Consider the following 12,320-nt stretch of genomic DNA (forward strand, 5'->3'; position numbering starts at 1 on the left):
CACTGCGAAAGGGCGTTGCCTCGTCATAAATCATTTCCAAATCAGCAGAGTGAAATCAGGGAGTTCACAATTATAAAACGATGTTGCATCCCTGCTTTACTAAAAACCACGCCCGACAACAATAATGCGCTATATGCGCTTTTTTTACGCAATGTGGCCGTGCAGGTAAACAGATTATTATGCCGGCTTGCTGTCAGCGTCGTTATTACAGAGGTCGTGGCAAATAGCCGGCGGGATAAATGACGGGAAAGTCAGGCGCTGAAATAACAGCGCCCGCATCAATCTGATAAACCTGAGTGTGTTATTGCTCACTCTGCTTAAAAAACTTGAGACTGACATACTTCATCATCCAGTTCAGGCTTTCAGCATACTGTTTCTGATGCCATTTTACGCGGGCGAATCGCTTCATCTCTTTATAATGCTTTGGCGTATCAAGCGGTTGTGAAGCCCAGGGTGAGCGCTGGTAATAGCTGTAGTAGCGGTGGGAAAGATCGCTGCCAGCCCATGCATGCCAGGGTTTGCATTTACCGGTGTAGTGAATCATCACCGTCTCTTCTGGCACGCCCGTGTGATCCCATACTTTATTGGCGATGATGTCATAAATGTGGTTATAGCGGTCTGGCAGGATCAGGACCTCATCCTCCAGCACGATATTCAGCGCATCCTGATCGGGAAAACCAAACTCTGCGCCCCGCGTTACCAGCACGTCGGTAATGCGCGCGGTGGTCTGCCTTTCGAGCCAGCGTGGAATATTAATCAGCATAAAACCGGAGTTGAAATAGTGGTGATGCTTCAGCCCCAGCCTTGCGCACTGGTTATGTCGCGCTCGCGGTGTGTCATTACAGGCCGCCAGCGTGTAATCAGTGATATCCAGCGTGAACAGGGGAGAGTAGTCGCCCACCACCAGGGTGTCAGCATCAATATAGATCACCCGATCGCTGTAGCTCGCCACGGTTTCCGGGATCAGGAAACGGTAGTGGATACTTTTGGGATAGCGTCCGACCGCAGGCAGCTGATCAACCCAGGCACGGTTAAAGATATGCAGCGTGATCGCCAGACGATGGCCCGTGGCCAGTGAACGCAGTTTTTCCACATCCTCTTCGCAAAGCGAGTCTGAAAAAACATGGGCGTGGAAAGCGGTATCAGGATGATGGCTGAGAAGTGAAAACAACGTAATGCCCAGGCCACGCGCGTAGGCGTAGTTGATGCCAAACGCAACATGAACCGGATTATCATCCGTGTCAGCAAGCGTGTTAACCAGCAGCTGACTTTGCTGAACGGCCTCAGCAAGAGGGGTAATTGCCATTACGCTTCACTATTCCAGATTATGAGTAATAAACGTTTGTATTCTAGTCAGTTTATCGTGATCCAGCCCGAATAATTTTTCAGCAGGCTGATCAAACTGAAAACGGGTGGCAAAAACGAACGTCGACGCAGCAATATTATCCGGTCCGATAAACAAAACGTTATTGACCGGACGCTGTTCCCGGACTTCACACGGGCCATAAAGCATGATCACCGGTATCTGCTGCGCATCCGCAATATAAGCATTGCCAGAGTCAGAGGAGATGTAGAAATCCATCTGTGCAATGGCCCACGGAACCTCTTCCAGTTTTAGCTCACCAATCAGACTGACGATATTGTCTTTCGGGCCGGTCAGGCTCAGTAACTCATCCAGCCACGGCTGCTCAGCCGGTGGGCCAAACACATAAAAGGTGCAGGGCAGGTCAGCCAGTGACGCCATCAGCTGCTGCCAGATGCTGGCAGGAATGGTTTTAGCCCGATTTCCGGCAGAAATACTGATGCCAATTTTAATACCGCTGCGCGGATTAAGCAGCGCGGCGGGCGGCGCAGGCGGCTGCCAGAGCGGTGAGGTCGCATGCTTAGGGAAATCGGTGTTGCGGTAGTCACGATTAATCAGCTTCAGGTAGCTGTCGAGCGTTAAATCCGTTTTGGTGTGGTCGACAATACCGCTGGCGCTGCGATAGAAGGTCTTATGGTAGGACTTACGCACATAGGTGCGCAGAAACTGCTTGTTCGGTGCGTTGCAGAGCGCGGCGAAAAACAGGTTCACGCTGTTTGGCTGCACCAGATAGACGTTGTCATAGCGGTTCATCAGAGTGAACGCGAGCTTCAGTTTGGCAAAAAAGCTGCGCTTCGCCTCTTCAATCAGGAAATAGCGGCTGACCGTGTCATCGTGACGCGCCAGCGGCTCCACCGCTTTGCTGATCAGCAACTCAGACTGACCCAGTGCGCGCAGCATCGGGGTGATATTAATAAAATCACCAATCTTCGCCGTCTGGATGATCAGGCTGCGTCCGGTTGGCCGGTAAAACAGCCGCATTATGGCCCGGAAAGGCAGCAACAGCAGGTAGATCAGCACATAGTTCATGGCATGTTTTCCGTAATAACGGCCTGCAGTTTCTCTGCCACCGTGTCAGCAGTCAGCTCTGCCAGGTTATGATTCGGGGCGCTCAGTGCCTGTTGGTTCTGCCCGTAACCGCCAATCAATCCAGGATCGGTCGGACCATACAGCGTGAGGTTAGGGCGATCCAGTGCCGCCGTCAGATGGCTCAATCCGGTATCCACTGAGACCACCGCCCGTGCGCCCGCCAGCTGTTGTGCTATCGCTTCCAGCGTCAGCTTAGGCAGCACATCGACATGCTCAAATCCTTCTGCAAGGCGCTGCGCACGCTGATGCTCATGTTCAGCACCCCAGGGCAATTTCACCCGCAACCCGCTGGGCTGCATCTGCTCAATCAGCTCTCGCCAGTGTGATTCCGGCCAGTGCTTGTTGTCACGCGTTGTGGCATGCAGAAAGACCAGGTAATGATGTGCGTCAGCGGGCAGATGATGCAGGAAGTGTCCGGCAATCGCGTAGTCACCCTGACTTTGCGGCTTTTCATAGCCCAGGCTTTTGGCGAACAGTTCGCGCGTCCGCTCAACCGCGTGCTGTCGCTTACTGACCTCATGGCGGATGTCATACCACCAGCTGGCGAACGGCTCACGCGCGCTACGGCTGTCCTGCCCATGTTTCACCCCTTTCGATAAGCGGGTGACCAGCGCGGCACTTTTGATCAGGCCCTGTGCATCAATCACGATATCGTACTCACGTGACTGTAACGCGCGCTTAAACAGCACGCGCTCTTCACGCTGCTGACTGCCAAACCAGTGTTTGCGCCAGCGGCGAATCGCAACCGGTAACACCTTATCTACTGCGGGATGCCAGCCAGGGATCTGTGCGAAATTCTCTTCCACTACCCAGTCGAAACGGATGCCGGGAATGGCATGAATTGCATCGGTCAGTGCCGGGAGCGAATGCAGCACATCGCCCATTGACGAAGTTTTAACAATCAGGACGTGCATGGCACCTCCTGTGGCGCGAGCAGTTCGCTCAGCGTCTGATGTACACGTTCAGGCTGAATATCGATCAGGCTCTGGTGATAGCCCTGTTCGGCATCGCCTTTGCGCACTTTATGATAGCCGGTAATCAGGCGAATAATTCGCGCCTGCTTTGCCAGCGGCGGCGTAAAGTCAGGGCTGCTTGGTCCATAGAGCGCCACCAGTGGACGATCCAGCGCCGCGGCGATATGCATCAGGCCGGAGTCGTTGCTGACCACGGCACGGCATTGCGCCAGCAAAATCACCGCCTGTTCCAGCTGAGTTTCACCCGCCAGATTACGGCAGTGGCCGCGAGCCTCTTCGGGCAGCGTCGCGATAATCTCTTCGCCGGTCGGGCGATCTTTGGCGGAGCCAAACAGCACGATCTGAAAGCCTTCAGCAATCAACTGGCGGGCCAGCGTGGCGTAGTGATAGTGCGGCCAGCGTTTGGCCGGACCAAATTCAGCGCCCGGACAAAAACCGATGACCGGACGGGTCGCGGCGAGCTGAAACTGTGCGGCCGTTTCAATTTTTTCCTGCTCTTCAACCTGCAGTTTTGGCCACAACAGCGGCTGTGGCAGCTGCGCCGCCGAAGCAACAGGTGTGTCGTAGCCCAGCGCAACGTAGCGCTCAACCATCAGCGGAAACGCGGCTTTATCCAGCACCCGCAAATCATTCAGCAGGCCATAGCGCATTTCACCGCGCCAGCCGACGCGGCGTTTTATTCCGGCAAAGAAGGGGACCAGCGCCGACTTGAAGGAGTTAGGCAGCACATAAGCACGGTCGTAGTGACTGGCGCGCAGCACTTTGCCCAACCGGCGACGCTCACCGATTTCCAGTGCGCCATGCCCAAGCGGCATCGCCAGCGCCTGATTCACCTCCGGCATGCGTGACAACAACGGACGGCACCATGCAGGTGCCATCACGTCAATCACCGCATCGGGATGTTCGGCCTTGAGGGTGCGATAGAGACTTTGCGACATCATCATATCGCCGACCCACGACGGGCCGATTACCAGAATTTTCATCGCCGGAGCAGCTTCCTTTATGCGTTACGGTTCAGCCAGACCATATAGTCAGCGACGCCCTGCGCCACCGTTTTAAATGGCTTGTCGTAGCCGGCCGCACGCAGCTTAGTGAGATCGGCCTGAGTATAGGCCTGGTACCGTCCTTTGAGTTTTTCCGGGAACGGGATGTACTCGATCTGACCTTTCTGGTGGAACTTCAGTACTGCGTCAGCCACTTCCTGGAAGGACTCGGCGCGGCCTGTGCCACAGTTGTAAATCCCGGAGACGCCATTTTCCCAGCACCACAGGTTCACTTCCGCAACATCATCAACGTGGATGAAATCACGTTTAAAGCCGTCGCTGCCTTCAAACAGTTTTGGATTTTCATCGTTGCTGATCTGCGTGTTCAGATGGAATGCCACGCTTGCCATGCTGCCCTTGTGGCCTTCACGCGGTCCATAGACGTTGAAATAGCGGAAGCCGCATACCGGCGAGTTCGCTTCCGGCAGCATCTGACGGACGTAATGGTCGAACAGCATCTTAGAGTAGCCATAAACATTAAGCGGCTGCTCATACTGACGCTCTTCAATGAAATTCTCGTTGCGTCCGCCGTAGGTCGCTGCGGAAGAAGCGTAGAGGAACGGGATCTCGCGCTCAAGACAGAAGTGCAGCAGCTCTTTGGAGTACTGATAGTTGTTCTCCATCATGTACTTGCCATCCCACTCGGTGGTGGAGGAGCAGGCGCCCTGATGGAACACCGCTTCGATCGGGCCTAAATCATCGCCCGCCATCACGCTCATCAGGAACTCTTCTTTGTCCATGTAATCGACGATATCCAGGTCGACTAAATTGGCAAACTTGGTGCCATCCTTCAGATTATCCACCACCAGAATGTCGGTGTGACCGCGATCGTTCAGCGCTTTGACGATGTTGCTGCCAATCATTCCTGCGCCGCCAGTTACGATAATCATGTTGTTACCTTCAACGTTGTGGGGTGAAACAGGAGGTTTCACACACGAATATCTCACATCATAACATTTCATCAGGGTGCAGACAGCCAGATGACTCTGTAACGCTTTGTGCGTACATCCTTGTGGCGTGAACTATGCTGCAAAAATGACATTCTGTTGGGCGATTTATCGTGAAGAAGCGGCCTGTTCAGTAAGATATGCCAGATTTTTGCCATCTGAGGAGAGCAATGATGCCTGCGCAATTTTATCAACAACTTCGTCAGCAACTTGATGATGCACGTCAGGAAGGACTGTTTAAACAGGAGCGGATCATCACCTCTGCCCAGCAGACGGAGATCGCGGTTGGCGGCGCTCCGGCGGTGATTAACTTCTGTGCCAATAACTACTTAGGTTTAGCGAACCATCCGGCGCTGATTCAGGCGGCGAAAGAGGGGATGGATTCGCATGGTTTTGGTATGGCGTCGGTGCGCTTTATTTGCGGCACGCAGGATAGTCATAAGCAGCTGGAAAAGCGGCTGGCAGACTTTCTCGGCATGGAGGATGCCATTCTTTACTCCTCCTGTTTCGATGCCAATGGCGGCCTGTTTGAAACCCTGCTCGATGCGCAGGATGCCGTCATCTCTGATGCGCTGAACCACGCTTCCATTATCGATGGCGTCCGGCTGTGCAAAGCGCAGCGTTACCGCTATGCCAATAACGATATGGCGCAGCTGCGCGCCTGCTTGCAGGAAGCGCGCGATAAAGGCGCGCGTCATATTCTGATCGCCACCGATGGGGTCTTCTCAATGGATGGGGTAATTGCGAATCTGCCCGCTATCTGCGATCTGGCCGACGAGTTCTCTGCGCTGGTGATGGTGGATGATTCCCATGCGGTGGGCTTTGTCGGGAACGCCGGACGCGGAACCCATGAATATTGCGATGTGATGGGCCGGGTCGACATCATTACCGGCACGCTGGGTAAAGCGCTGGGTGGCGCCTCCGGTGGCTACACCGCAGCAAAAGCAGAAGTGGTGGAGTGGCTGCGCCAGCGTTCCCGTCCCTATCTGTTCTCTAACTCGCTGGCCCCGGCCATTGTTGCCGCCTCGCTGCGGGTGCTGGATCTGCTCAGCGAAGGCGACGGGCTGCGTCAGCGTCTGTGGGACAACGCCCGTTACTTTCGGGAGCAGATGACGGCGGCGGGCTTTACGCTGGCGGGAGCCGATCACGCCATTATCCCGGTGATGCTGGGTGAAGCCAGCGTCGCCCAGGAGTTCGCCCGCCTGCTGCAACAGGAAGGCATCTACGTTACCGGCTTCTTCTATCCGGTGGTGCCAAAAGGTCAGGCACGCATTCGCACCCAAATCTCTGCGGCGCATACCCAGCAACAGCTGGAACGTGCGGTGGCGGCCTTTACCCGTATCGGCAAACAACTGGGCGTTATCGCCTGAGGAGTCCGTCATGAAAGCACTCGCCAAACTGAAGAAGGAAACGGGCATCTGGATGGTGACCGATGCGCCGGTTCCGGAGCCGGGCCACAACGATTTGCTGATTAAGATTCGCAAAACCGCTATCTGCGGTACCGATGTCCATATCTACAACTGGGATGACTGGTCGCGCAAAACCATTCCGGTACCGATGATTGTCGGTCATGAATATGTGGGGGAAGTGGTTGCGATAGGACAGGAAGTGAAAGGCTTTACGATTGGCGATCGGGTCTCGGGCGAGGGGCACATTACCTGCGGACATTGCCGTAATTGCCGTGCCGGGCGAACGCATTTATGCCGTAACACAATGGGTGTAGGCGTTAACCGCCAGGGCTGCTTTGCGGAGTATCTGGTTATCCCGGCCTTCAATGCGTTCAAAATTCCCGACAACATTTCCGATGAGCTGGCGGCAATCTTTGATCCGTTCGGCAACGCCGTGCATACCGCGCTATCGTTCGATCTGGTGGGTGAGGATGTACTGATCTCCGGCGCGGGTCCTATCGGCATCATGGCCGCCGCGGTCTGTCGCCATGTCGGCGCACGTAACGTGGTGATCACGGACATCAATGAGTATCGTCTGTCACTGGCGCGCAAAATGGGCGTCACGCGCGCGGTCAATGTGGCGAATGAGGATCTGCGAGACGTGATGCACTCGCTGGGCATGACGGAGGGATTCGATGTCGGACTGGAGATGTCTGGTGCACCGCCTGCCTTCCGTTCATTGCTGGAGGTAATGAACCACGGAGGGCGGATTGCACTGCTGGGCATCCCGCCGGGTGAAATGGCGATCGACTGGAACCAGGTGATCTTCAAAGGGCTTTTTATCAAGGGCATTTATGGCCGGGAGATGTTTGAAACCTGGTATAAAATGGCGGCGCTGATCCAGTCCGGGCTTGATTTAACGCCGGTTATTACCCATCGCTATGGAATCGACGATTTCCAGCAGGGCTTTGATGAGATGCGCTCTGGACGCTCGGGAAAGGTGATACTGAGCTGGGATTAAAACAACGGCCGCCAGGGCGGCCGCATGATTAGCTTTGTTTTTTCTCTTCATCGGTCAGGTAGCGCACTTTGCGCGTGTAGTCCTGGCCTTTGAAGTTCAGCGGCTGTTGCGGATCGGCGAGGTATTTTTGCCATTCCGACAGCGGAAAGCCGCCATGTGCGCCTACCACTTCAGGCGGGATCACCGCCGACTGACCGCCAATTTTCTTTGATACCGGCCAGTTAGCCCATTCGCCCAGATTGACGGTTTTAATATCCAGCATGTCCAGCAATACCGCGAGCGGCAGCTGGTCAGTAGGCGGCTGGCTGTCGTTCATTAAATTCCAGGTATCATTAAACAGCGTCAGCCACAGCGGTGAAATACGCTGCCAGACTTCACGGGTGGCAGCCAGGTAAGCCCCATTCACGTGATCCACCAGCCAGGGCCGGATACTGTGCGGGTAGTAGGCGGGAATCGCCTCTTCCGGCGCATCAGCCAGCTTGGCAATCATTTTCCCCTGACGAAAACTGGAATAGAGATGGCCGGGCTTCATCATGATCTCCGGCATCTTAAGCAGATTGAGGTCGGAATCGATCATCAGAATGCCGTCGCCTTTTGCCTGTAAGGGCGCCTGCAATTTAATCAAACGACTGCGATAGATCTGCTTGTAGCGATAGCTCTCTTCCCGATGCGGGACATCCAGCGTCGCCACGCGGGTTTTTACTGGCAGGCTGCCAAAGGCGTGAGCCGGCTGATCGCTGACAATTACGATCTCTTCAGCCTCTGTCGCAAAGCGCGCCGCAAAATCGGCACTGAGCAGGGCTTCTTCAATATAGTCCGCGCCGGTGCAGGGAATCACGACCGAGGTTACCGGTACAGTGCCCTGAACCTCTTTCTGCGAATAAGGCAGGTTATGGCTCGCTCTGATATGGCGATAACGGGGATTTAAAAAATTAAGCATGAGGTTTCTTTTTCACGACGCTTTGCAAAATATTCTCGACGCCGCTGATATAAGTTTCAATAGCGTACTGTTCACGTACGCGTTTCGCTGCCGCATTGATCAGGCGTTGACGTAAATCCGCATCCTGCCACAGTGCGGTCAGATGCTGGGTCAGTTGCACCACGTTGCCATAATCAAATAGCAGCCCGGTTTCGTCATGACTGATCAATTCGGCAGTGCCGACCACGCGGGATCCCACTACGGCGGTATTCACCAGCATCGCCTCCAGCACCACCCTTGGTAAGCCCTCACTGCGTGAGGCAAGAATAAACGCATCAAAGGCAGTGAGGTAATCCAGCGCGTTGTTCTGAAAGCCCGTAAAGACCACATGCTGCTGGATGTTCTCTGCGGTAGCGAGTTGCAGCAGATGCTGAAGTTCCGGACCCGCTCCAACAACCACCATCTTCCAGTCGGCATCGGGATTAGCGCGTTTAAAACGGCCCAGCGCCTGCAGAATATGGTGATTAGATTTACGCAATATCAGCGAGCCGATCGTGCCAAACACAAAGGTCGAAGGGGAGAGTTTAAAGCGCTGGCGTACTTCAAGGCGGTCGGGCAGAGGCTGGTGGATGTCGATAGCGTTATTGACGGTAAAACAGCGTTCCGCGTCAACACCGTGGCTGCGCAGGGTGTTATTCACGCCCTGCGACACGGCAATGATCGCCTGGCAATCCTGATTAACCATGCTGACCAGCCGCGGTTCCAGAACCGGATCGATACGGCAGTGTTGCACTACCGCAACATCCAGGCTGCGCGCCGCCAGATAACCTTCCACATTGGTGCTGGGCTGGTTATTCATATAGAGCGTGTCAAACTTCCCCAGCTGCAGCAGTGAGTTGATTTTGCTGGCATTGGGCATAATGCGCCAGTGTGTATCAATCTGATCGATGGCGCGCTTCTTGAGCTTTTTATTAAAAAACAGCAGTGCCCGCGCGACTTCTTTAACAAACTTTGCCCAGCGTGGCTGCCTGATTTGCGGAATAAAAAAGACCGGGATAGCCAGCGCATTCAGCGTGGCCTCAATGGTTTCGTCGTTGCCACGGCTGTAGTTGTGATAGAAGCAGCAGGTGATATCAAACTTTTGACGATCAATACGCTTCAACAGCTCCAGCATACTGTTGGTGCCGCCGCCCCACTCTCTGCCGTTATCCAGCAGCAGGATTTTTTGTTTAATAATCGTCATCCCTATCACTGTTCCCGCACAGCACGTAATCGCCCGACCCAGGATTATAGTAATTTCTGCGTATAAATGAACGCTAAGCTGAACACTTAGCATTCATAGCAAATTCAGAACAGATTTTTTAGCGTGTTAAACAGCGGGCTGTTATTCACGCTTTCCGCTATTACCGCTAAGGCTCGGGTGGCAGGAACCGGCGCCAGCGGCTGTTTCGGTTTACACAGGTCTGCAGGCTGGAAGCGCGGTGTCACCGGTTTTGCCGGCGCCACAGGCGGCCGTGAGCCGCTGTGCAGTGATTCGTTCAGCAGCTGACTGGGACGAACCAGCGTAACGTCGGCTGGCAATGTGGGTAACATCTGCTGCAGCACCCGCACGGTGTTAGGGTGGGGATGACCAATGGCAATGGCGTAACCGTCGCGCTGCGCCAGTTTCACCGCCCGACTGAACTGCTGGCGGATGGCATTAATATCCTGGCTGTCATCCAGAAATACCCGGCGTTTTAATACCCTGACCTGGGTGCCCTGTGCGGCAGGAACAGCCTGACTGTTAGCGATGGTCATGCTATCCAGAAAGTAGAGATTGTAGTGGTTCAGCGCCTGCATCACTTTCTGCATGCCGGGCAGGCTGGAGGTCATCCTGCTGCCCATATGGTTGTTCAGACCTACGGCATAAGGCACGTTGTTAACCGCATTGCGCATGATGCGGGTAACTTCTTCGCTGCTCATCTCCGGCGTTAAGGTATCTTTTTCCAGTGGCTGTTTGCTCAGCGGCGCCATGGGCAGATGGATCAACACTTCGTGACCACTCTGGTGCGCTTTGGTGGCCATTTCACGGGCATGTGGCGCGTTGGGCAAAACCGCCACTGAAATGGCCTGCGGCATCTGCAGGACCTTGTTCTCTTCGGCAGGGCGATAGCCTACGTCATCGATGACAATGGCCAGTTTGCCCGCCTGCGCAGCGTAGCTGAACAGCAGGGCGCTCAACAGAACGGGGATTTTTCGAAGTTGCAGCAAAACCTATTTTCCTAACCACGGGAGTGGATTGACGGCCTGTCCCTGACGTCGGATTTCAAAATAGAGCGACGGAGTACCGCGGCCACCACTGGTGCCCACCAGTGCGATAGGCTGTCCTGCCTTCACCTGCGTACCCACGCTCACCAGCGCACTTTGGTTATAGCCATACAAGCTCATATCGCCTTTACCATGTTCCAGCACGACCACCAGGCCGTAGCCCTGTAACCAGTCGGCCATCAGCACGCGGCCATCGGCGATAGCTTTCACCTCGGTACCTTCGCGCGCATCAATCACCAGTCCTTTCCAGCGCAGTTCACCCTGCAGCTGTTCACCAAAACGATGTTCAATGCGTCCGCGTACCGGCCACAAGGCCTGCCCGCCCGCGCGACCAAGTCCACCGGTGCGCGCCACCAGTTCGCGTTCGCTCTGGGTCGGCTGATAGCTGGAGCCTTTGGCTTTCGCCTGCGCCTGACGCTGACGCACTTTTTCCGCCTCACGCGCTTCACGGGCGGCGCGCTCGCGCGCCTCGCGTTCCGCACGGGCGATCTTATCCTGCAGACGGCTTTCGTTCTGACGCATCTCGACCAGATCGGCCTGATCTTTTTCCAGCGCGCTTTCCAGTGTCGTCAGGGTTTTTTTCCGCGCTTCGCTCGCCTGTTGCAGCTTCTGCTGCTGGCCCTGCTGCTGCGCTAATAAGCCTTTCTGCTGCTGTTGCTTCTGCTCCAGCGTGGCGCGTTGCTGAGCCAAATCCTGACGCGTCTGTTGCAGCGATTCGATACTTTTCTGGCGCGCCGCATTCAGATAGCCGAAATAGGCCAGAATACGCTCGCTGCGCTGACTTTCTTCACCGCCCATCAACAGCTGTACACCGTTGTGCTTACCCTGACGAAACGCCGCATCAAGCTGCTCTGAAAGCAGGTTTTCCTGTTGGGTTTGCTGTTTTTCAAGGCGGGCGATGGAGGTGGCAAGCTGTTTGATTTCGTCATTCAGGGCGTTGAGGCTATTGCGGGTGTCACGCAACTGACGGCTCGCCTGAGCGATGATTTTTTCCTGGCTCTGCAACTGATCCAGTAATTTGCTGCGCTGCAACTTTTGCGCTTTAACGCTTTTCTCTTTTTCAGCGATGTTTTGCTGAATAGATTGCAGCTGAGATTTGCTGTCTTCTGCACTAACGGCGGCGGCAGGCAATAACAGTGCCCCCGCACAAAGCAGGCTAAGGGAGAGGCTGGACAAGTGTGTGAACAACGGCAGGTTATCGCCGTTGGGACGGGTCCTTGTGTGCGAAACGGTTGTTTTTCCCTTCATAGGCCAATGATTATTCCACGA

General features: G+C 54.9%; 11 protein-coding genes. 2 read left to right on the top strand and 9 right to left on the bottom strand.

Features of this window, described 5'->3' with window-relative positions; genetic code table 11:
• Positions 1 to 301: 301 nt before the first annotated feature.
• From NR201_RS19135 to rfaD, 5 genes are read right to left on the bottom strand one after another with little or no spacing between them, the layout of a single operon-like run.
• Positions 302 to 1,306, bottom strand: a complete 1,005-nt coding sequence (locus tag NR201_RS19135; RefSeq protein WP_256844867.1) for a glycosyltransferase family 8 protein — start codon at positions 1,304 to 1,306, stop codon at positions 302 to 304.
• A gap of 9 nt (positions 1,307 to 1,315) precedes the next feature.
• Positions 1,316 to 2,392, bottom strand: coding sequence for a glycosyltransferase family 9 protein (locus NR201_RS19140; protein WP_187506088.1), 1,077 nt, complete (start codon positions 2,390 to 2,392; stop codon positions 1,316 to 1,318).
• Positions 2,389 to 3,366 (bottom strand): lipopolysaccharide heptosyltransferase RfaC, encoded by a 978-nt coding sequence (gene rfaC / locus NR201_RS19145; RefSeq protein WP_187506087.1) that lies wholly within the window; start codon positions 3,364 to 3,366, stop codon positions 2,389 to 2,391. The genes NR201_RS19140 and rfaC overlap by 4 nt, the downstream gene beginning before the upstream one ends.
• A complete protein-coding gene (gene rfaF / locus NR201_RS19150; protein ID WP_187506086.1) occupies positions 3,354 to 4,409 on the bottom strand; it encodes an ADP-heptose--LPS heptosyltransferase RfaF in 1,056 nt (351 codons plus the stop codon). The genes rfaC and rfaF overlap by 13 nt, the downstream gene beginning before the upstream one ends.
• Before the next feature lie 17 nt (positions 4,410 to 4,426).
• Positions 4,427 to 5,359, bottom strand: coding sequence for an ADP-glyceromanno-heptose 6-epimerase (gene rfaD / locus NR201_RS19155; RefSeq protein WP_010258257.1), 933 nt, complete (start codon positions 5,357 to 5,359; stop codon positions 4,427 to 4,429).
• 230 nt (positions 5,360 to 5,589) lie between these two features.
• Here rfaD and NR201_RS19160 point away from each other — a divergent pair, with 230 nt between their 5' ends.
• Together NR201_RS19160 and tdh are read left to right on the top strand one after the other, a co-directional pair.
• Positions 5,590 to 6,786 carry a glycine C-acetyltransferase gene (locus NR201_RS19160; RefSeq protein WP_031292635.1) on the top strand — a complete coding sequence of 399 codons (1,197 nt, stop codon included), beginning with the start codon at positions 5,590 to 5,592 and terminating at the stop codon, positions 6,784 to 6,786.
• Positions 6,787 to 6,796: 10 nt separating this feature from the next.
• Positions 6,797 to 7,825 carry an L-threonine 3-dehydrogenase gene (gene tdh / locus NR201_RS19165; protein ID WP_010258251.1) on the top strand — a complete coding sequence of 343 codons (1,029 nt, stop codon included), beginning with the start codon at positions 6,797 to 6,799 and terminating at the stop codon, positions 7,823 to 7,825.
• A 28-nt stretch (positions 7,826 to 7,853) separates the two neighbouring features.
• Here the strand turns inward: tdh and NR201_RS19170 are convergent, their stop codons facing one another.
• From NR201_RS19170 to envC, 4 genes are all read right to left on the bottom strand, one after another.
• Positions 7,854 to 8,765 carry a hypothetical protein gene (locus NR201_RS19170; RefSeq protein ID WP_033759220.1) on the bottom strand — a complete coding sequence of 304 codons (912 nt, stop codon included), beginning with the start codon at positions 8,763 to 8,765 and terminating at the stop codon, positions 7,854 to 7,856.
• A complete protein-coding gene (locus NR201_RS19175; protein WP_010258244.1) occupies positions 8,758 to 9,987 on the bottom strand; it encodes a glycosyltransferase in 1,230 nt (409 codons plus the stop codon). The genes NR201_RS19170 and NR201_RS19175 overlap by 8 nt, the downstream gene beginning before the upstream one ends.
• A 104-nt stretch (positions 9,988 to 10,091) precedes the next feature.
• Positions 10,092 to 10,994: a divergent polysaccharide deacetylase family protein gene (locus tag NR201_RS19180; protein ID WP_045139508.1), complete on the bottom strand. Its 903-nt coding sequence runs from the start codon at positions 10,992 to 10,994 to the stop codon at positions 10,092 to 10,094.
• 3 nt (positions 10,995 to 10,997) lie between these two features.
• Complete coding sequence (gene envC / locus NR201_RS19185) at positions 10,998 to 12,299, bottom strand: murein hydrolase activator EnvC (protein WP_029519509.1); 1,302 nt, start codon at positions 12,297 to 12,299, stop codon at positions 10,998 to 11,000.
• Between the last annotated feature and the right edge of the window lie 21 nt (positions 12,300 to 12,320).

This window comes from Pantoea sp. Fr-CA_6 (assembly GCF_024520895.1).
Lineage (GTDB): Bacteria > Pseudomonadota > Gammaproteobacteria > Enterobacterales > Enterobacteriaceae > Pantoea > Pantoea agglomerans.